This is a genomic window from Cupriavidus sp. 01L46 (assembly GCF_056399905.1).
This window is the reverse complement of sequence record NZ_JBFTSF010000014.1, coordinates 24,142-43,401: the sequence shown is the minus strand read 5'-3', so window position 1 is coordinate 43,401 and position 19,260 is coordinate 24,142. Positions and strand designations below refer to the sequence as shown.

The following is a 19,260-nucleotide window of genomic DNA, read 5'->3' as shown; positions in this document are numbered from 1 at the left end:
ATGACGCACGACGCCTACCACCATCCAAGCATGGCCGCCGACGCCCAGCGCATCCAGGTGCGCGGCCTCGGCAAGACCTTCATCCTGCACAACCAGGGCGGCACGCGCCTGCCCGTGCTGCAGGCCATCGATTTCGATGCMGCCGCCGGCGAATGCCTGGTGCTGGCCGGCAGTTCCGGCGCGGGCAAGAGCACGCTGCTGCGGTGTCTGTACGGCAACTACCTGGCCACCGAAGGCAGCATCCGCATCCGTGACAACGATGCGTGGGTGGAGCTGACCCGCGCGCCGGAGCAACGCATCCTGCAATTGCGGCGCGAGGTGATCGGCTATGTCAGCCAGTTCCTTCATGTGATCCCGCGCGTGAGCACGCTTGATGTGGTGGCCGAGCCGCTGCAGCAGCGCGGCGCCAGTGCCGGCGAAGCGCGCGAGCGTGCCGCGGTGCTGCTGGCGCGGCTGCAGGTGCCGGGCCGGCTGTGGAGCCTGCCGCCCGCGACCTTCTCGGGCGGCGAGCAGCAGCGCGTGAACATCGCGCGCGGGCTGATCGGCGGCCATCCGGTGCTGTTGCTCGACGAACCGACCGCCTCGCTCGACGCGGATAACCGCGCGGTGGTGGTGGCGCTGATCCGCGAAGCGCTGGCCGAGGGCCGGTGCCTGGTCGGCATCTTCCACGATGAAGCCGTGCGCGAGGCGGTGGCCACCAGGCAGCTGCCATTGCACTCGCCGGCTGTCACGCAGGCCGCGCCGGCCGGCAAGCTTGCGGCTGTCGCCGGCTGAGCCGTTCATCCTGATCGTATTCATTCGCTCCCAAGCGCTCCCACTCGTTCCCCATCGTTCCCACTCGTTCCCGGAACCGACCATGCTTCCTGCTTACCTGACTCATGCACGAATCGTCCTGCCCGATGGCGTGCTAGCCGACAGCGCCTTGCTGATCGACAACGGCCATATCGCGGCCATCGAGCCCGATGCCGCCGCCGTGCCGCGTGCCGCCCAGGTGATCGACTTGCGTGGCCAGACGCTGCTGCCCGGCCTGGTCGACCTGCATTGCGACGCGATCGAGAAAGAAGCCGAGCCGCGCTCGCGGGTGATGTTCCCGCTGGATTTCGCCGTGGCGCAGATCGATCGCCGCAACGCCGCCGCGGGCATCACCACGCCTTACCACGCGGTATCGTTCGCCGGTAACTCGTTCGGCGTGCGCAACTTCGACACGGCCGGCGAGCTCGTGCGCGCTGTGGCCGCCTTCCGCGGCCACAGCCTGGTGGATAACCGCATCCATTGCCGCTATGAAGTCACCGACGCCAGCGCATTGCCGGTGCTGGAGCAACTGGTGGAAGCCGGCCTGGTGGACCTGGTCTCGGTGATGGACCATTCGCCCGGGCAGGGCCAGTTCAAGACGCTGGAGTCCTACCTGGCTTACATGATGGGCAACCACGCCATGAGCCGTGAAGAGGCCCATGCCGCCGCCGATAGGAAACTGGTGGAGAAGCACGGCGCACTGGACCGGGTTGAACGCTTGCTGGCGCTGGCCGCCCGCATAGGGGTGCCGGCCGCGAGCCATGACGACGACTCGGCACAGCGTATTGCCACCATGCATGCGCTGGGCGTGCGCATGAGCGAGTTCCCGATCAACCTGGAGACGGCGCAGGCCGCCAAGGCAAAGGGGTTGCCGACCATCCTTGGCGCGCCCAATGTGCTGCGCGGCCAAAGCCAGAGCGGCTCCATGCGCGCCATCGACGCCATCAGCGCCGGGGTGGCGGATTGCCTATGCTCGGACTACCAGCCGTCCACGCTGATTGCCGCCGCCTTTGCCACGGAACGCCTCGCCGGCCTGAGCCTGCCGCAAGCCGCCGCGCTGGTCAGCGCCAACCCGGCCGCGGCTTGCGGGTTGTCCGATCGCGGGCGCATCGGGGCCGGGCTGCGCGCCGACCTGGTAGCGGTTGCCATGGTGGCCGGACAGCCGCTGGTGACGCATACGTGGTCATCGGGCCGCCTGGTGTTTGCCGCGCGCTATCCGGCGGGCGCCCTGGCGCTTGACAGCGCAGGCCTGGTCCAGATGCCGCTGCCGGACGAATCGGACGAACCGGGAGAACCAGGGCGCGCGGCGGCATGACCATGGCGGCTAATATTGGCAATGGGTGGGCCGAGTCGCCGCAGGCGGGCAGCGTGGCCGCGGTAAGCCTTAGCGCCACGCACACCTTCAGCAAGGCGGTGACGCCGGTCATCCGCCTGCTGGCCGGGCTGGGCGTCGAGGGTGACGCGCATCTGGGGGAAACCGTCAAGCACCGTTCCCGCGTGGCGGTGGACCCTAGCCAGCCGAACCTGCGGCAGGTTCACCTGCTATCGGTGGAACTGCAGGCGATGCTGCAGGCCGCCGGCCATGCGGTGGCGCCTGGCGCGCTGGGCGAGAACATCACCACGCGGGGCATCGACCTGCTGGCGCTGCCAACCGGCGCGCGGCTGCACCTGGGCGACACCGCGCTGGTCGAGATCACCGGGCTGCGCAATCCCTGCGCGCAGATCGAACGCTTCCAGCCGGGCCTGCTTGCGCAGGTGCTGGGTCGGGACGATGAAGGCAAGCTGGTGCGCAAGGCCGGCATCATGGGCATTGTCCTGGCCGGCGGACTGGTGCGCGCGCACGACGCGATCCGCGTGACGCTGCCGCCCGAGCCTCACCGGAGGCTGGATCGGGTTTGAGCAGGACGCGTGGATGAAGGTACGGGTGAGGGTGGAGCAGCCCTAGCGATGCGACGCGCGAACGGTTCCGTGGTGGGAGCCGTGCCAGTCGCCCGGTATGTCGGGGAAGATCTCGCACTCGCCGCGCACGATCAGYTCCACCGTYGCGCAKACGCCYTTGACGCCKCGCGGGCCGACGCAGACCAGGCTGTGAGGGTGTTCCGAATGATTGGGAATGGCGTACACGCGCATCCCTTCCTGATACAGGGGATGGGCGGGCAGCCTGGCGTTGAGTAGTTCGACAAAACGCAAGGGACTTACAACCGGCTTTTCCATGTTGCTCTCCCATGGAGCATGGGCGCGACCTCCGGCGGGCTCCGGACGGGCCGAAAGTGCTTGGTGAACCGGCTGGACGGGAGGCGGGGGGAGCCTTCCGTCCATGTCACCTGCACAAACCAGGAATGTGGCCAGGACGCCGCGGCAGGCGCGGAATACGGCGCAAAAGCCGCTTACTGCGGCGATCGATTCAAGGGGCCACGCCGTAAGGTTAGGCGATTTATTGGCGGGATCAAGCTTGCCGTCGGCGTCAAAGCGCTAATGGGACGAGGGCGGTACCCTGCGCTGCCACCGCCGCTCGGGAAGACTGGCTGGCGGGCTGAGGTATATTCCACGGGTGGCAGATACGCGCCTCCTACCGATTTCCCTTTCCGCATGAACGTTACGCCACCCCTTGCCACCGCCGGTGCTGATCCCAAGGCCGCTTCCTTCGCCGCATTGCGCGCGCACTACGATGGCGCCGTCCTGCCGCTCTGGACCGGGCCGGGCTGGAACGCCACGTTGCAGCTGCCCTATGAGGCGCTGTCCGGCACCGGCCAGCAGCCTTTGCCGGTGGCGCGTTACCGCGCCATGGCCTGCGCGCGCCAGCTCTATGTGTTTTCGCAGTGCGATGGCACTGATGGGGCCGCCCATGCGGCGCGCCTGTTCGCATCGCTCGGGGGCCGCTTTGCCGATGGCGGGCAGGGTGGCTTCATCTACAGCATCGACGCGCAGGGACGGCCGCTAGATACCACCAAGGACTTGTACACCCACGCCTTCGTCGTCTTTGCCTGCGCGGCGTATTTCAAGCGCTCGGGCAGCACGCAGGCGCGTGCCTTGCTGGATGGCACCACACGGTTGATCGAGGAGCGTTTCGCCACCGCGGATGGCCTGTACCATGCCGCGCTAGCGCAAGAMCTTCGCCCGCTAGGCGGGCCGCCCCAGCAAAACCCGATCATGCACCTGACCGAGGCCTACCTGGCGGCGTTCGAGGTCACCGGGGAGCGTCGCTATGCGGACCGGCTGGCGGGCATTGCCGCCGCCGTGCTGGCCACCTTTGTCGACCCGGCGACCGGTTGCATTGCCGAGTTGCCGATGTGCACCGATCGCGCTGGCAACCGGGTCGAGCCCGGCCATCAGTTCGAGTGGTTCTCGCTGCTTGCCAGCGCGCCCGCGTTGTTCGAGGGCTCCGGGCTCGCGCAAGCGCTGGCACGCGCCTTCGGCTTCGCCCTGCAGCACGGCGTCGACATCAGCACCATGGGCGTGGCGGCAGCATTGCACCTGGACGGCTCGCCGCGTGACCCGATCCAGCGCATCTGGGCGCAGACCGAATTCGCGCGGGCGCTGGCGGTGCGCGGCGACAGCGTGGCGCTGGCGCACCTGCAGGCCTGGCTGAACGCCTACCCGGCGCGATTCCTGCACGCGGGCGGCTGGCATGAGTGCCTGTCGCCTGCCGGCAAGGTGGAGCGGGCGGAGATGCCTTCAACCACGCCATATCACCTTGCCACCGCGTACCAGGCACTGCCGCAGGATTGACGGCCTGGCGGATCCACCGCCGCATCAGCCGGCCGCGCGGCTGAGCAAACGGTCGAACTCGTTGCGCACGATGCGGTAAGACTCGCCGGAAAAGCCCTCCAGCCCGGCCCGGTCGATCACGGTGATATGGCCGCGGCTGTGGCGGATCATCTGCAGCTCCGCCAGCTTGCCCACCGCCTCGGTCACGCCTTCGCGGCGCACGCCAAGCATGTCCGCAATGGTTTGCTGGGTCACGTCGAGCTCATTGCAGGGCGAGCGGTCCAGCGCCAGCAGCAGCCAGCGGCACAACTGCGTGGTCAGCGAGTGGTGGCGGATGCAGACGGCCGTCTGCGACACCTGCGTGAGCAGCGCCTGCATATAGAGCAGGGCCATGCGCTGCAGCGTGGGCAGCTCGGGGTAGATCGCGCGCAGGTCGCTCGCGCCAACGCGAAAGCCGGTGCCGCTCCTGCGTACTTCGATCCGGTTGGGCATGGTCTCGGCGCCGGTCAGCGCGGGCAGCCCCACCAGACCCTCGCGGCCCACGGAGGCCAGCTCCACGGTGGCGCCGCTTTCCTGCAGCGACATCATCGAGATCACCGCCGTGTTCGGGAAATAGAGATGCCGGATGCGCTGTCCGGAATCGCTCAACAGCTGCCCGGTGCGCAGGTTGACGCTATCCAGGCGCKGCAGCAGCACGCGGCGCTCGTGCGGCGGCAGGGCGCCCAGCAAGTGATTGCCGGCCAGATCCAGTTCGGTATCGATCATCCCCTTGTCTCCCCAAGTCGAAAGGTCGCGGCGGCTGCGCCAGCCGTTTGGTTTTTTCTCTGTTTTCTCTGTTCGGTATGCCACGCAGCCGGGCTTGACCCGTTAACGTATTAAGCGTCATGCGTGCGCTTGCCGACACTGGCCGGAGGTTGGAGATCGCCACGGTATTGGGGGGATATGCTTTCGGCTGGATTCAGCCCCGGGTTCATACTTTAGACGGGGGGAGGGTTTAGGTGGCCGGGGCGCCGCGCGGGGATGCGGCGGACGGATCGGCGCAAACAATCTGAAAAAAAACCTGTAAGTTCCTGTGGGTGGCGGCGACGAATGGGCACATTCACCCAGTTGGAGATTGCCATGTACCCGAACCTCACCAAGTCGTTCACCAAGTCGCTGTTTGCCGCCGCCATCGCCGGCGCCGTGCTTGCCCTGGGCAGCGCCCAAGCCGCCAGCGTGCGTGATATCTACAGCGACGGGGCGCGCACCGCGCCCGTGAACACCTTCACCGATGGCGCACGGGGCGGGCGGTTCGATACCTTTACCGACGGTGCCCACGCCCGCATGGTGGATCCCTTTACCGATGGCGCGCGCATCGCCGGCCTGGACCGCACCGGCCCCTCCGCCGACCCGGCGCGCAGCATCGACCCGTTCACCGATGGCGCGCGCAAGCTCGATACGTTTACCGACGGCGCCCGCATCGCTGGCCTGGATCGCACTGGTGTGTCCTCCGATCCGGCGCGCAATATCGACCCGTTCGTCGATGGCGCGCAGAAAGTGGCTGGCATGGATACCCGCGGCGTTTCAGCGCCGCCGGCCCGTAGCTTCAACGTGTACCAGGATGGCGCGAATGCCTGAGCCGTGCGCGGCCCAATGCGCAGGGGCTGGCTACTCGTCCAGCCAGGACCCGCGCAGATCGCTCTTTTGCAGCAGTTGCAGCAACGTTTCGGCGGGCCGGCTCAGGCGGCCCGCGCGCAGCGAGATGAACTCCACCTCCGGCAGCGCCGGCAAGCTGTCGCCGTTGACCAGCGGCGACAGCCCGCGCCCGGACAGGTATTGCGCGCGCACGGTAATGCCCAGCCCGCCGCGCGCGGCGGCGATGCAGCCTGAGTGACTGCTGCTGGTGCAGACGATCTGCCAGCGCATCCCGGCCTTGGCCAGCGTATCGAGCACGATGGCGCGCGTGACACTGGGCTCGGGCACCAGGATCAGCGGCAGCGGCTGGCGCAGGTCCGCCACCGTGCCGGGCCGGGCTAGCCACTCCAGCTTGCCCCTGAACAATGGAGACCCGCGCCGGTCGCCTTCGCGGCGCTTGCCGATCATCAGGTCCAGCGCGCCGGCATCCATCAGCTCGTAGAGCTTGCCGGTCATGCCGATGGTGATCTCCAGTTCCACATCCGGATGCGAGTTGCGAAACGCCGCCAGCACATTGGGCAGGGGGCCCAGCGCGAGGTCATCGGAGGTGCCCAGGCGCACGCGGCCCTGCAGGCGCGGCGCATTGAACTGGGATTCCGCACGCGCAATGGCATCCAGGATCAGCCGCGCGTGGGCCAGCAGCGCCTCGCCGTCGGCGGTCATGGTCAGGGTGTGGGTATCGCGCACAAAGAGCCGGCGCCCGACGTGCTGTTCCAGGCGCCGGACGTGGTCGCTGACGCTGGATTGGGAGAGCCCGAGCTGGCGCCCCGCGTCGGTAAAGCTGTGCGCGGCGGCTACGGTGGCGAAGGTCTTGATCCAGACGGGATTGAGCATGCCGCATTGTCATCGGAATTTCCGATGACAGTCAATATACCTAGCAGGGTTCCCGATTGGCATGGCCGGTATTAACATCGGCTGCATTCCTGGCACTGGTTTTTGGCCCGATCGCTTCTTCCATGGTCCATTCCAGATGCCGCGCCGGTCATTGCCCCTGATTGCCGGTATTTGCATTTGCCTCGAGACGTACCAGATGACCAGCCAAACCTCGCAAAAGGCCATGYTGTGGATYGTCGCAGCGGGCTTTTTCATGCAAACGCTCGACACCACCATTGTCAATACCGCGTTGCCCGCGATGGCGCGCAGCCTCAACGAAACCCCCCTCGACATGAAGCCCGTGGTGGTGGCCTACACGCTGACCATGGCCATGCTCACGCCGGCCTCGGGTTGGCTGGCCGACCGCTTCGGCACCCGTCGCGTGTACTTCGCCGCGATCCTGATCTTTGTGCTGGGCTCGCTGTTCTGCGCGGGTGCGCAAAGCCTGGACCAGCTCGTGATTGCCCGCGTGATCCAGGGCGTGGGTGGCTCCATGCTGCTGCCGATCGGCCGGCTGGCGGTGCTGCGCAGCGTCTGCGGCGAGCAATACATCGCGGCGCTGGCCTTTGTCTCGGTGGCGGGGCAGGTCGGGCCGATCTTTGGCCCGGTGCTGGGCGGCTGGATCGTGCAGTCGGTGGCGTGGCACTGGATCTTCCTGATCAATGTGCCCGTGGGCGCCATCGGGATGCTGGCGGTCTTGCGCTACCTGCCCGACCACACCGTTGGCCGTGCGCCACCGTTCGACTTTGTTGGCTGCGGCCTGCTGTCGCTTTGCATGGTGGCGTTCTCGCTGGCGCTGGACACCCCGCACGAGGCAAGCCACGCGGCATGGAGCGGCAGCCTGTTCGCGCTGAGCCTGCTGTCCGCGCTGCTTTACATCCCGCATGCGCGGCGGCGTCAAAATCCGCTGTTCCGGCTGGCGCTGTTCCGCGAGCCCAATTTCAGCGTGGGCCTGGCCGGCAACCTGGTGTGCCGCATCGGCTCGGGCGCGGTGCCGTTCCTGATGCCGTTGCTGCTGCAGCTGCAGATGGGATATTCGCCGCTGCATTCGGGGCTGATGCTGCTGCCGGCCGCGCTCGCCGGCGTGCTCGCCAAGCGCTGGATCGTGCCGCTGGTCAAGCGCTTTGGCTATGACAACTTCCTGCTTGTCAACACGGTATTGGTCGGTGGCTCGATCGGCTCGTTCGCGGCGATTGCGCCGGGCTGGCCCGTGGGCCTTGCCATTGCGCAGCTCGCTTTGTTCGGGGCCACCAACTCCATGCAGTTCGCTGCCATGAACAGCGTGACGCTCAAGGGTTTGAGCGTGGAAGACGCGAGCAGCGGCAACAGCCTGTTCTCGATGGTGCAGATGCTGGCAATCGGCCTCGGGGTCACCATCGGCGGCGGGCTGGTCAGCATGTTCACAGCCCAGCTGGGCGTGGCCGGCACAGCCTACCGGCTGGCGTTCTTTACCGTGGGCATGATCACACTGCTATCGGCGCTGGTGTTTCGCCGGCTCKATGCCGGGCAATTCGACAAGAGCCGCGGCCCGGCCAGGGTGGCCAGCCGCTGATGCGCCGGTGCGGGACGCGATGCGTCGCGCACCGGCTTGCCCGCTCATTACTCAGTMACGCCGTTCTCATGCAGCAGCCGCTCGCACTCGTCGAGCAGGTCGTGCGCAAAGGCCGATTGGTAGTTGGGGTCCAGCGCTTCCATCATTTCGTGGGCGGTGTACAGCCCGGCCTCGCGTGAGAGCGTGCCGGCGAGCTGGCGCGCGAACTGATCGCTCAGTTGCGACAGCAAGCGCCGCTCGGCCAGCGCCAGCTGCAGCTTGGAGCGCGACAGCCACAGGCTCGCCAGGGTGGCGCCCTGGGCATCGGTCATCCATTGACGGTGTTCGTAGAATGCCGACAAGCGCTCGGCGGCAAGCGCAAACAGCAAGGCCTTGCGGGTATCGAAGTCGAGCTTGAGCGCGGGCGCTGGCGTGGGGGCGGAAGCGTCGGGGGGAGAGGTTTTCATCATGACTTGCAAATCGTGCGGTGGGGCGCGAGCCTACCACGCTATCGGATGTCGGGGCGGCGTCCCTACGGGTCAGGATTTCCCGGCCGCCGCGAAGCGCGTATTCAGCCAGGCGCCGATCGCCTTGATCTCTTCCATGCAGACCGAGTGCGACATGCGGTAGGTGTGCCATTCCACCTTGCAGCCCAGTTTTTCCACGGTGTTGCGCGCCAGCAGGCCGAGCTGCACGGCCACCACATCGTCCTCGGTGCCGTGTCCGGCAAAGATCGGCGTGGCGCGGCTGGCTTCGCTGAACTCGGCGGCAAGCATTGCCGGCGCGGGGATATAGGTGGAAAGGGCGATGATGCCGCCCAGTGCTTCGGGATGCGTCAGGGCTGTGGTATAGGCCACGGCCCCGCCTTGCGAGAACCCCGCCAGCACCACGCGGTGGCTGGGCACGCCGCGCTGGTTCTCCCGCGCGATCAGGGCGCGGATGGCATCGCGGGAGACCCGGATACCGGCTTCGTCCGCATGGCGGCGCGTGTCATCGAGCGACTCTATGTCGTACCACGCCGGCATGACGTAGCCGCCGTTGCAGGTAACCGGGATCGYCGGTGCGTTGGGAAACACGAAACGCACGCCGGGCGCGGACGTCAGGCCCAGCTCCGGGACCACGGGCACGAAATCGCTGCCGTCGGCGCCGAGCCCGTGCATCCAGATGACCGACCATGTGGGTGACGGCGCGGTTTCGATTTCAATGGCTGGCAGCAGTGCGCTCATTTCGATGTTCCTTGTTCCCGGATCCTGATCGGGCCCCCCCTTGCCGGCACGGCGAGCGCGCCGGGCACAACCGCCCGGTGCGGGGCAATGTGGCTGTGCGCATGGCATGGGGATGGCCGCGTGAGGCGGCAAGTATCGCACAGCGCCGGCGCGGTGCCGGCGGCTGGGCAATCGGGAACGCTTCAGCTAGCGCCAAGCGTCATGCGAGCGGATGGCCGCGGCGGCTTCAAGCCGCGCGGCACGGCATGACGGCAAACCGTCAGGCTGCTGAAGGTACGGTAGGCACCGTGATGAGGCCGGGCGCGGAGCGGGGCGCTTGCGCATGCTCCGCGGCGACGGGGGCGCGCCGCTTGTCCACGACGCTTTCGACGCCGGAGGCGGACACCTCCTCCAGGAAGGCGACCAGGTCGCGGTAGTAGTCGACCTGCATCTGTGCCTCCAGCAGGCGACGCTCGGCTTGGAATAAGGTAAGCCGCATTTGCTGCAATTCCCTTGCTGCGATTTTCTCCGGGGTGGGCGGACTAAACATGTCTGCAAGCGAACGCATGGAAACCTCCCGCTATCGACGGCTTCGAATTGAAGCTCCTGCCATGCAACCAATATAGTAAATAAAAGCGCATTTCAGGCCCTGTCGCGCGCCGTCCACACAKTCGATTGCCGGCATGCAGCGGCAGGAGTAAATTGATCGTCCGGTGTTTTGCAAGGCGCCCGGCAATGCTTACATGGCAAGCGTTCCCGGCTCCGGCTGTTTCATTTTTTCCAGGTAGCCGTGGATCTGCGCGACCACCGCCGCGCCTTCGCCCACGGCTGCCGCCACCCGCTTGGTGGAACCCGAGCGCACGTCCCCGATTGCAAAGATGCCTGGCACACTGGTCTCCAGCGTGGATGCCGGCATGGTGCCTTCATGCGCCGTGTCTGTGCCGGTCAGCACGAATCCCTTCGCGTCCACGCGCACATTGCAGCTGGCGAGCCATCCCGTATTGGGATCGGCACCAGTAAACAGGAACAGATGCCGGACCGGCACTTCGGTCACGCGATCGCTGCCGCGCGAGCGATAGCCGATGGTGGCCAGGCGTTCTTCCCCGCCCAGGGCGAGGATCTCCGTGCCGGTATGCAGTTCGATATTGGGCTGGGCCGCGATGCGCTCGATCAGGTAGCGCGACATGCTGGCCTCCAGCCCCGATGCCCGGATGAGAATGTGCACGCGCTTGGCGTGCGCGGCCAGGAACACAGCGGCCTGCCCGGCGGAATTGCCGCCGCCCACCAGCACGACCTCTTCGCCGCTGCACAGGCGGGCTTCCACCGGGGAGGCCCAGTAGTAGACGCCGCGTCCTTCATAGCGATCGAGTGCCGCGATGGCGGGGTGGCGATAAGCCGCGCCGCTGGCAATGACCACGGTCCGGGCCGCAATCTTGCGGCCATCGCTCAGTTCGACGCGCTGCGGATGCTCGCCACAATGCAGCGCGCTTACCTGCAAGGGGATGGCAAGGTGCGCGCCGAACTTCTGGGCTTGCACAAAGGCCCGGCCGGCCAAAGCTTGCCCGGAAATACCCGTGGGGAAGCCCAGATAGTTCTCGATGCGCGAGCTGGCGCCGGCCTGGCCGCCTGGCGCAAGGCTGTCGAACACCGCAACACACAGGCCTTCGGACGCGGCATACACCGCGGTGGCGAGACCCGCCGGACCGGCACCCACCACGATCACATCGTAGATATAGTCCGGGTCGAATTCGGGCAGCAGGCCCAGGCAGGTGGCAAGCTGACCTGCGTCCGGGCATCGCAGCACCGCGCCGCCGGGGCAGATCACCAGCGGAAAATCGCCGGGCGCGGCGGCGGTGAAATCGAGCAGGGCGCACGCATCGGGATCGGTATCCGCGTCGACCACGGTGTGGGGATAGCCGTTGCGCCGCAGGAACGCCTGCAGATGCAGCAGGCGCGCGTCGCTGCCGCGGCCTAGCAGTGTCGGGCCATTGCCGCGCTCGATCAGGCCAACGCGGCGCAGGATCAGCGCACGCATGATCCGCTCGCCCAGCTCGGCTTCCGCGACCATCAGCGCGCGCAGCCGATCGGGTGGAATCGAGATGGCCTCGATGTCCTCCAGCGCCAGGCCGTCGACTAGCGCGGGCTTGCCCGATAGCTGCCCCACCTCGGCAAGAAAGCTGCCCGGCCCGTGCTCACCGACCACCGACGCACGGTCTCGCGCGTCGCGCTGCAAGACGCGCACGCGGCCCCGCAATACCACCACCATGCCGTGGGCAGGGTCGCCGGTGCGAAACAGGTATTCATTGGCGCGCCACTGCCGCAGTGTGCCGAAATGCTGGAGCCGCACGATCTCGGCGGCGGTAAGCAGGGGCCACATCTGGTGGCGGCGCGACTCCATCGGGGAGAACGCCGCGGTGGCCGCCTCCTGCTCGATGGCCAGGCCCGCCGCATCGATGGCTTGCGGGCCAGGGGGTTCCAGGCTTCCGATAGCGTTGTCTGCGCTCATGGCTGTAAGGCCTCCCGGTGGCACCGCGCTGGCGCCGGTGCGGATGAGTCGAGTGCTGCTGATGCGTGCGCGGGGATGCCCGGGCATGGCCCGGAGAGTTTGCTCGCGATGCCGCGATGCGGCAATCCCTCGTTGCCCGCGCCCCCCAAAAGCGTAGTACACGCGTGGCGTCAAAGGGCGATAGCACACAAATAGTGATCCATGCGCATCTTTGTGGTTTGTGCTGCTTATGCTATTGGTGGATATCGTAAGTACAACCTGGTAAAAACCCTTGACTATCTACTTGCAGGTAGATAAGATGTGTTCCATGGATGCCGCAACAAGGTAACGCCAAGCAGACAAGGCCCAGCCGGCCGGTTTCCAATGCAGCAAATAAGTAACAACGACGAAAGTCATTTTTTTTGCCTCGCTCCTCTACCTAGTGATAGGTAAGAAAGCGAAAAAGACGACGAACCAGCTAAAACCCGGTCCCCGCGGCCAAAGCAGACCCCCGGACCCATGCTTCGATTGGAGAACATCATGAACACCAAGCTTTTTGCCAAGTCCCTGCTCACCGCCGCCACCCTCGCCGCAGCATTCGCTGCTGGCCATGCCCAGGCCGCCGCAACCGTTACCGCCGACAAGTACGGCTATGAATACCGCACCCGCGACGTCTACAGCGATGGCGCCCGCAGCGGCAAGTTCGATCCCTTCACCGAAGGCGCACGCGCCGGCAAGTTCGATCCGTTCACCGACGGTGCCCGCGTTGGCAAGGCCGACCCGTACACGGATGGTTTCCGCACCGTCGCGGGCCTGGATCGCAGCGGCGTGTCGTCTGAACCCAGCCGCAAGTTCGACCCGTACACCGACGGCGCCCGCAACGACAAGCGCAACCCGTACTTCGACGGTGCCCGCAGCGGCGCACGGGACGTGTACACCGATGGCGCAAGGGCCTGAGTGAAAACCGGTACCTCTCAGGTCTCGATGACCGAGGTGCCGGATTGCATGTATCACCCCGCGGCGTCACCGTAACGACGCGCGGATACCAGGAGCACATCATGAACCGTTGGCAGAGTTTCCGGATATTGGCAGGCTGGGCGCTGGTTTGCGTTGCCAGCGGCTCCATGGCCACCGTAGTGGCTCAGGCACTTCCGGCCTGAGGGTTCCCCGGGATCCACGGTATCCGTGGCAAAGAAGGCATAGCGCAGCGTCCCCACGCTGCATGCGAATCGGCGCGCCCACTGTGGCGCGCCGAAGCTTTTTCCAAGCCCCGTCAATCCAGTCCGCATCCCTGCGCCTCGCTAGCTTGCCAGGCGCTTGCTCCATCCGCGCACAATGCCCGTTGTCAGGGCGGTGCCGGCCAGGATCACGGCGCAGCCCAGCAGCATCGAAGGGGTGATGCGCTCGCCCAGGAACAGCGCACCCCACAAGACACCGAAGGCCGGGATCAGGAATAGCGCGGTCATTGCCCGCGCGGGTCCCGCCTTGGCGATCAGGCGAAAGAAGATCACATAAGCCAGCGCGGTGCAGGCTGCGGTCAGCGCGCCCAGCGCCAGCCACGCGTGCGCGCTTGGCTGCGTGGCCGGCCACAGCCAGGCTGCAGGGGCGCACAGCAGCAGTGCCGATGCGAACTGGCTGCCCGTTGCCACCGTGAGCGGCGGTACGTCCGCCAAGTATTTGCGGGTGAAGTTGGCGGAGAAGCCATAGAGCAGGGTAGCGGCCAGGCAGGCCAGCGCGGCCAGGCCGGCGGCCTTGCCCGCGGCGCCGTGGTGCAGCCCGGCCTTGTCCCACACCAGCCACAGTACCCCGGCGAAGCCCAGGGCCAGCCCGGCCACGCGCGGCGCTCCCAGGCTTTCACGCAACCACAGCCAGCCGATGAGTGCGGTAAACAGCGGCGTGGCCGCGGTGAACATGGCGGAAAGCCCGGCCGGAATCGTCAGCGCGGCAAAGCTGAACAGCACGAAGGGCAGCGCTGAATTGGTGATCCCGACCACGGCGATCGCCCACCAGCGGCGGCGCAGGCCGGCCAGCCCGCCGCGCCAGGCCAGCAGCGGGAGCAGCAGCAGGGCCGCGCCGCCGGCGCGCGCGCCCGCCAGCGGCACCGCGCCGAACTCRCCCGCACCCAGACGGATAAACAGGTAGGAGGCGCCCCACAGGGCGGCCAGCGACAGCAACATCGAAAGATCGGAGCGTTTCATTTCCAGGCACCTCATGGGGGATGACAGGGCCAGGATAAGACGGCAAACTGGTACTGGAAAAGAGCCAGAAATTAGGAAGTTTATGGATCCAGAATTCGCCTTCCCGATCCGCTTGCCGGCATCCGGCTCACGCCATTTGCTGCGCAGCCTGCACGGCCAGCTCAAGGGGGCGATCCTTGACGGGCGCCTGCGCCCTGGCTTGCGCCTGCCTGCCACGCGCGCGCTGGCCCAGGCCTGGGGGGTGTCGCGCAACACCGTGGTGGCCGCCTACGACCTGCTGCTGAGCGAGGGCTACGTGGTCGCGCGCGATCGTGGCGGCACCTATGTGGCGGGGCTGCTGGCGCCCGCACGCGAGCCAGCCCCGCAGCCTGTCGCGCCCGAGGCTGAGCGCCGGCTGGCCGCGTTCTGGCGCGCGCCGCCCTTGCCGCCTCGGGAAGCTTCGCCGGTGGTGCCGCGCTTTGATTTTCGCGTTGGCGTGCCCAGCCTGTCGGCATTCCGGGCAGACCTGTGGGGGCGCCTGACGGCGCGCACAATGCGGGCGATGACGCATGCGCCGGTGGCCTATGCCGACCCGCAAGGGCAGCCCGCGTTGCGCGAGGCCATTGCCAGCCACGTCTCGTTTGCCCGCGCGGTCGCCTGCCAGGCTGGCGACGTGGTGGTCACGGCGGGCGCGCAGCAGGCCTTCGACCTGCTGGCCCGCGTGCTGGTGACGCCCGGACGCACCGTGGTGGCGATGGAGGACCCGGGCTACCCGCCGGCCCGCGCTGCCTTTGCCGCCGCCGGCGCCAGGATCGTGCCGGTGCCGGTGGACACGCAAGGACTGGTGGTGGAACGGCTGCCCGCCGATGCGCTGGTGATCTATGTCACGCCATCGCACCAGTTCCCCCTCGGCCATGCCATGTCGGCGGCGCGGCGCGCGGCCTTGCTTGCGTTCGCGCAGGCGCACGGCGCGGTTATCGTCGAAGACGATTACGATGGCGAGTTTCGCCACGCGGAGCGCCCGCTCGACGCCCTGCAGACCCTCGACCGCACCGAATCCGTGTGCTACGTCGGGACCTTCTCCAAGAGCCTGTTTCCCACGCTGCGGCTGGGCTTCGTGGTGGCCCCGCGCTGGGCGCGGCAGGCGCTCACGCTGGCCAAGCAGTGCAGCGACTGGCATTGCGCTGCCACCGCGCAGGACACGCTCGCCGCCTTCATCGCCGAAGGGCACCTGGCGCGCCACGTGCGCAAGATGCGCCGGCTCTATGGCGTGCGCCGCCAGCTGCTGCTGGATACGCTGCGCGAGGATTTCCGCGGCCGGCTCGATCCAGTGCCCTGCGCCGCCGGCTTGCACCTGGCCGCGCTGTGCGTTGGCCATGCCGATCCCGAGCCGCTGGCGGAGCGCGCGAGGGAGCAGGGCATCGGGGTCTGGACCACGCAGGAGTACTACCTCGGCCCGCAGGATCGCGCGGGCTTGCTGTTCGGCTTCGGCGCGATCGACGAGGCGGGCATCGCGGCGGGGCTGAAGGCGCTGCGCAAGCTTTGGTGAGGGCCGGCGCGGTCAGGGCCAAGTGCGCCTGCACAGGATCGGTGAGCCACGGCACCGTCGGTTCCGCTGTGGCCTGTGCGATGGCATCTGTGTGGATCGCACCCAAGTACATCACCCGCGGCCTGCCAGGTATTCTCTCAAGGCATCCCTTCCAATCTGATACGTTGCCTGCTCCCGGTGCACCGAGAAGCCCAGTTGCCGGTTAATCGAGAGCATGGCCGCGTTTGCATTCGCGTTGTTGGTGGCGACCATGCGCACCTCGGGATGGCGTTGTCGAACAAGCTTGAGCATGCGAGCCTTGACCGCCTTGGCCAAGCCGTGGCCTCGCCAGGGCCGCGCGACGGCGGTCAGGTCCTGGCGAACACGGTCCGGGAAGCGTTGGTCCCAGCTGGCATCGCACACGGCAACCACTTCGCTGGCGTCGCGCAACATCACCATGAAATGCTCGCCCCCGCGCCGGTCCATCTCGGCATACCAGGCCGGGTAGCTCGCAAGCTCATAGCGCAAAGGGGGCATGTCAAGGGTCCCTAGCGGTTGTTCGTTCAGCAGCGACGTCAACGGTTCCATCAGCGGTTCGAGCGTAGCCATTGGCACGCGCCCCGCATGGATTTCCCAGGATAGTTTCGGGGAGCGTAGGACGGGTGGCTCGACCCATCGATCTAGTTCATCCCAGTCCACCTGGTCGAACAACAGGYGATTCTCGACATGGCGCAGCTTGCAATCGGCACCAATCCGCGCCATGAACGCGTGCCCGTCGGGCAAGTGAACCTTGGCTGTTGCGATGCCCTTGGATCGCTGGTCCATGAAGTGCGACAGCCCCTTGAGAAGAGCCCTGCCGATGCCTTGGCGCCGCTGATCGAGCAGCACCCCGCCCGCAACGTCTACGTGGTCGAGGCCATCCTCGCTCCCGGGCGACCCTTCGCGACGATGCGAGAGAGTCAGGATGCCAACCATCTCGCCATTGCGCAGGGCAAGCAAGCGCTGGGTATCGAAGATCGGGTGCTGCTGGCGCAGGACATTTTCTGCCTCGTGATCCGGCATGACCGGATCTTCCGGGAAGTCTTGACCTAATCGAAGTCGTCGAAACGCGTGAAACTGCTTCCATTGCGCAGGGGTTGCGGCCGTGGGGTCAAGGCAATGGAGTTCCACGGGCGCAAGATCGGACGAGAAATTGGGCATGGGCGAGAATCCGACTTTGAGGCGATATGCTCGGCACGCGAGCCTATCACAGCGTGAGCATGACCAGCCCGATGGCGCCAACTGCGCGCTACTTCCGCGGTGACTGCGGTGCCTTCTTCGGCGGCGCGCCAAGGGCGCCGGACGCAGCGGCCTGCACGATGCGTCGGAAGGTGGGGCATTCCATGTGGCTGGGCGCGGGGCAGGCGGCGGCGTGGCGCAGGCCGTCGCGCATGGCGCTCAGCCTCTTGATCGTCCTGTCCAGCTCATCCGCCTTGGCTGAGAGCATCTGCCGGTCGATGCGCGGCTGCCCCTGCGGCGCGAACATGAGGGCGATTTCGTCGAGCGAAAAGCCGGCGGCGCGCCCCAGCGCGATCAGCGCCAGCCGTTCCAGCACGCCGGCATCGAACAGGCGGCGCAGCCCGCGCCTGCCGGTAGAGGCAACCAGCCCCTTTTCCTCATAGAACCGCAGCGTCGATGCGGGAACGCCGGACTGCTGCGCCACTTCGGCTATGTCTAGGCTTTTCACCCTCTTGACCTCAAGTCGACTTGAACTGGCACAGTGTAGCTTCCGCTCCCTGGAGCAGCAAAGGAAAACGATCATGGACGTCACGCAACGGGCCGAAAGCGAGCAGGCGGCGCTCTGGAGGGGCCGCTCCGGGCGCGCCTGGGTCGAGGCTCAGGCGCCGCTTGACCAGATGTTCAAGCCCTTCGAAGACCTGCTCGTCAAAGCGGCCTGCGGCGGCGCCGCGCACCGGGTGCTGGATGTGGGCTGCGGTACGGGCAGCACCACGCTCGCCGTAGCGCGGCGGCTCGGTGCGAAGGGCCACTGCGTCGGCGCCGACATCTCGGATCCGATGATCGCCGCTGCGCGGGCGCGCGCCGAACGCGAAGACACCTCCGCATGCTTCATCCGCGCCGACGTGCAGAGCCACGCCTTCGAGCCCGCAAGCTTCGATGTGATCATTTCGCGTTTCGGCGTCATGTTTTTTGACAACCCGGCCCTGGCCTTCGAGAACCTGCGCCGCGCCGCGCGGGACGGCGCGGATCTGCGCTTTATCGCGTGGCGCAGTGCCGCGGAAAATCCGTTCATGACGACGGCCGAGCGCGCCGCGGCAGCGCTGCTGCCGCACATGCCCGCCCGCCGGCCAGATGCGCCGGGGCAGTTTGCTTTCGCGGACCGGCATCGGATCGCTGCCTTGCTGGAAGGCAGCGGCTGGGCTGAAATCGACATCCGGCCGATCGAGGTGGACTGCACCATGCGCGAGAAGGATCTGCTCGGCTACCTCTCCTGCCTCGGTCCCGTCGGCCTGATGCTTCAAGAGGTGGACGAGCGCACGCGCACGCAGGTCATCGAAACGGTCCGCGCCGCCTTCGATCCCTATGTGCATGGCGCTGAAGTTCGCTTCACCGCAGCCTGCTGGATGGTCAGCGCCCGAGCGCCGTCTGCGCCAGGCGCGCTGAAGGGGGCCACCCATGTCTGACGCAGTGGGTTACCTGATGTGCGCATTCCTGATCGGGGCGGGTGCGACCGTGGTGATGGACATCTGGGCCGCGGCTCGACAGTGGCTGCTCGGCATTCCTCCCCTGAACTATGCCCTGGTAGGCCGCTGGCTCGCCCATCTGACGCGAGGGCGCTTTTGCCACGATCCCATTGCCGCTTCGCCGCCGGTACGGGGCGAGCGCCTGATTGGCTGGGTTGCCCATTATCTGATCGGCATCGCATTTGCGGCCGTGCTGCTCGCGTTCTGGGGCCTCGGCTGGGTCCATCAGCCGACGCTCGGCCCTGCGCTGATCGTTGGCATTGGCAGCGTGGCGGCTCCCTTCTTTTTGATGCAGCCAGCCATGGGCGCCGGCGTCGCCGCCAGCCGCACGCCGCGTCCCGCCGYCGCGCGCTTCCATAGCCTCGTCACGCACGGGATATTCGGCCTGGGTCTCTACGGCGCGGGCCGGGTGACAAGCTGGCTGGACACGTTGCCATGGCGGAGCTTTTGGTAGCGGCGCCACGCGCGTTCTTCCCGCCATGCCTACGCGCCCTAAAGCAGCGATTCAGCGGTTTATCCGCATAATCCATCGAAACTATCCATTTA

The 19,260-nt window shown here is 67.0% G+C and carries 20 protein-coding genes; 10 read left to right on the top strand and 10 right to left on the bottom strand.

Annotated features, from left to right (window positions below):
* From phnL to AC1DS3_RS04440, 3 genes are all read left to right on the top strand, one after another.
* The gene (gene phnL, locus AC1DS3_RS04450; RefSeq protein WP_441635384.1) at nt 1-774 is read left to right on the top strand and encodes a phosphonate C-P lyase system protein PhnL; all 774 of its coding nucleotides are present in this window, start codon (nt 1-3) and stop codon (nt 772-774) included.
* Between the two features lie 82 nt (nt 775-856).
* A complete protein-coding gene (locus AC1DS3_RS04445) occupies nt 857-2,107 on the top strand; it encodes an alpha-D-ribose 1-methylphosphonate 5-triphosphate diphosphatase (protein ID WP_441635382.1) in 1,251 nt (416 codons plus the stop codon).
* Nucleotides 2,108-2,109: 2 nt separating this feature from the next.
* Nucleotides 2,110-2,691, top strand: a complete 582-nt coding sequence (locus AC1DS3_RS04440) for an MOSC domain-containing protein (RefSeq protein WP_441635380.1) — start codon at nt 2,110-2,112, stop codon at nt 2,689-2,691.
* Between the two features lie 42 nt (nt 2,692-2,733).
* On the opposite strand, the gene AC1DS3_RS04435 is transcribed toward AC1DS3_RS04440, so the two are convergent.
* Nucleotides 2,734-3,006: a hypothetical protein gene (locus tag AC1DS3_RS04435; protein ID WP_174423701.1), complete on the bottom strand. Its 273-nt coding sequence runs from the start codon at nt 3,004-3,006 to the stop codon at nt 2,734-2,736.
* Nucleotides 3,007-3,381: 375 nt separating this feature from the next.
* Between AC1DS3_RS04435 and AC1DS3_RS04430 the strand changes: the two genes are divergently transcribed.
* Nucleotides 3,382-4,521, top strand: a complete 1,140-nt coding sequence (locus tag AC1DS3_RS04430) for an AGE family epimerase/isomerase (RefSeq protein WP_477126759.1) — start codon at nt 3,382-3,384, stop codon at nt 4,519-4,521.
* Between the two features lie 24 nt (nt 4,522-4,545).
* On the opposite strand, the gene AC1DS3_RS04425 is transcribed toward AC1DS3_RS04430, so the two are convergent.
* Entirely contained in the window at nt 4,546-5,265 is a 720-nt protein-coding gene (locus tag AC1DS3_RS04425; RefSeq protein WP_477126758.1) for a Crp/Fnr family transcriptional regulator, read from the bottom strand.
* 354 nt (nt 5,266-5,619) lie between these two features.
* Here AC1DS3_RS04425 and AC1DS3_RS04420 point away from each other — a divergent pair, with 354 nt between their 5' ends.
* Nucleotides 5,620-6,117, top strand: a complete 498-nt coding sequence (locus AC1DS3_RS04420; RefSeq protein ID WP_441635374.1) for a copper resistance protein CopQ — start codon at nt 5,620-5,622, stop codon at nt 6,115-6,117.
* A 30-nt stretch (nt 6,118-6,147) separates the two neighbouring features.
* On the opposite strand, the gene AC1DS3_RS04415 is transcribed toward AC1DS3_RS04420, so the two are convergent.
* Nucleotides 6,148-7,008 carry a LysR family transcriptional regulator gene (locus AC1DS3_RS04415; protein ID WP_043354809.1) on the bottom strand — a complete coding sequence of 287 codons (861 nt, stop codon included), beginning with the start codon at nt 7,006-7,008 and terminating at the stop codon, nt 6,148-6,150.
* Nucleotides 7,009-7,204: 196 nt separating this feature from the next.
* Here AC1DS3_RS04415 and mdtD point away from each other — a divergent pair, with 196 nt between their 5' ends.
* The gene (mdtD, locus tag AC1DS3_RS04410; protein WP_477126757.1) at nt 7,205-8,599 is read left to right on the top strand and encodes a multidrug transporter subunit MdtD; all 1,395 of its coding nucleotides are present in this window, start codon (nt 7,205-7,207) and stop codon (nt 8,597-8,599) included.
* 47 nt (nt 8,600-8,646) lie between these two features.
* Here the strand turns inward: mdtD and AC1DS3_RS04405 are convergent, their stop codons facing one another.
* From AC1DS3_RS04405 to AC1DS3_RS04390, 4 genes are all read right to left on the bottom strand, one after another.
* A complete protein-coding gene (locus tag AC1DS3_RS04405) occupies nt 8,647-9,045 on the bottom strand; it encodes a hypothetical protein (protein ID WP_441635477.1) in 399 nt (132 codons plus the stop codon).
* Between the two features lie 72 nt (nt 9,046-9,117).
* On the bottom strand, nt 9,118-9,804 hold the full coding sequence (locus tag AC1DS3_RS04400; RefSeq protein WP_477126756.1) for an alpha/beta hydrolase: 687 nt from the start codon (nt 9,802-9,804) through the stop codon (nt 9,118-9,120).
* Nucleotides 9,805-10,063: 259 nt separating this feature from the next.
* On the bottom strand, nt 10,064-10,351 hold the full coding sequence (locus AC1DS3_RS04395) for a hypothetical protein (RefSeq protein WP_441635367.1): 288 nt from the start codon (nt 10,349-10,351) through the stop codon (nt 10,064-10,066).
* A 171-nt stretch (nt 10,352-10,522) separates the two neighbouring features.
* A complete protein-coding gene (locus tag AC1DS3_RS04390) occupies nt 10,523-12,289 on the bottom strand; it encodes an FAD-dependent oxidoreductase (RefSeq protein WP_441635365.1) in 1,767 nt (588 codons plus the stop codon).
* Nucleotides 12,290-12,808: 519 nt separating this feature from the next.
* Here AC1DS3_RS04390 and AC1DS3_RS04385 point away from each other — a divergent pair.
* On the top strand, nt 12,809-13,225 hold the full coding sequence (locus tag AC1DS3_RS04385) for a hypothetical protein (protein WP_441635363.1): 417 nt from the start codon (nt 12,809-12,811) through the stop codon (nt 13,223-13,225).
* 344 nt (nt 13,226-13,569) lie between these two features.
* Here the strand turns inward: AC1DS3_RS04385 and AC1DS3_RS04380 are convergent, their stop codons facing one another.
* Nucleotides 13,570-14,466: a DMT family transporter gene (locus tag AC1DS3_RS04380; protein WP_459375939.1), complete on the bottom strand. Its 897-nt coding sequence runs from the start codon at nt 14,464-14,466 to the stop codon at nt 13,570-13,572.
* A gap of 82 nt (nt 14,467-14,548) precedes the next feature.
* Here AC1DS3_RS04380 and pdxR point away from each other — a divergent pair, with 82 nt between their 5' ends.
* A complete protein-coding gene (pdxR, locus tag AC1DS3_RS04375) occupies nt 14,549-15,994 on the top strand; it encodes a MocR-like pyridoxine biosynthesis transcription factor PdxR (protein WP_441635359.1) in 1,446 nt (481 codons plus the stop codon).
* Nucleotides 15,995-16,105: 111 nt separating this feature from the next.
* On the opposite strand, the gene AC1DS3_RS04370 is transcribed toward pdxR, so the two are convergent.
* Together AC1DS3_RS04370 and AC1DS3_RS04365 are read right to left on the bottom strand one after the other, a co-directional pair.
* Nucleotides 16,106-17,173, bottom strand: a complete 1,068-nt coding sequence (locus tag AC1DS3_RS04370) for a GNAT family N-acetyltransferase (protein ID WP_477126755.1) — start codon at nt 17,171-17,173, stop codon at nt 16,106-16,108.
* A gap of 88 nt (nt 17,174-17,261) precedes the next feature.
* On the bottom strand, nt 17,262-17,699 hold the full coding sequence (locus AC1DS3_RS04365; protein WP_441635355.1) for a helix-turn-helix domain-containing protein: 438 nt from the start codon (nt 17,697-17,699) through the stop codon (nt 17,262-17,264).
* 73 nt (nt 17,700-17,772) lie between these two features.
* Here AC1DS3_RS04365 and AC1DS3_RS04360 point away from each other — a divergent pair, with 73 nt between their 5' ends.
* Entirely contained in the window at nt 17,773-18,654 is an 882-nt protein-coding gene (locus AC1DS3_RS04360) for a class I SAM-dependent methyltransferase (protein WP_441635353.1), read from the top strand.
* Nucleotides 18,647-19,168, top strand: a complete 522-nt coding sequence (locus tag AC1DS3_RS04355) for a DUF2938 domain-containing protein (protein WP_477126754.1) — start codon at nt 18,647-18,649, stop codon at nt 19,166-19,168. Before AC1DS3_RS04360 ends, AC1DS3_RS04355 begins: the two co-directional genes overlap by 8 nt.
* Nucleotides 19,169-19,260: the final 92 nt, after the last annotated feature.

Bases quoted from the DNA above. Each gene is read 5' to 3' on its own strand.
- AC1DS3_RS04420 (WP_441635374.1), top strand. From the start codon at position 5,620: ATGTACCCGAACCTCACCAAGTCGTTCACCAAGTCGCTGTTTGCCGCC.
- AC1DS3_RS04390 (WP_441635365.1), bottom strand. From the start codon at position 12,289: ATGAGCGCAGACAACGCTATCGGAAGCCTGGAACCCCCTGGCCCGCAA.
- AC1DS3_RS04395 (WP_441635367.1), bottom strand. From the start codon at position 10,351: ATGCGTTCGCTTGCAGACATGTTTAGTCCGCCCACCCCGGAGAAAATC.
- AC1DS3_RS04445 (WP_441635382.1), top strand. From the start codon at position 857: ATGCTTCCTGCTTACCTGACTCATGCACGAATCGTCCTGCCCGATGGC.
- AC1DS3_RS04440 (WP_441635380.1), top strand. From the start codon at position 2,110: ATGGCGGCTAATATTGGCAATGGGTGGGCCGAGTCGCCGCAGGCGGGC.
- AC1DS3_RS04415 (WP_043354809.1), bottom strand. From the start codon at position 7,008: ATGCTCAATCCCGTCTGGATCAAGACCTTCGCCACCGTAGCCGCCGCG.
- AC1DS3_RS04360 (WP_441635353.1), top strand. From the start codon at position 17,773: ATGGACGTCACGCAACGGGCCGAAAGCGAGCAGGCGGCGCTCTGGAGG.
- AC1DS3_RS04385 (WP_441635363.1), top strand. From the start codon at position 12,809: ATGAACACCAAGCTTTTTGCCAAGTCCCTGCTCACCGCCGCCACCCTC.
- pdxR (WP_441635359.1), top strand. From the start codon at position 14,549: ATGGATCCAGAATTCGCCTTCCCGATCCGCTTGCCGGCATCCGGCTCA.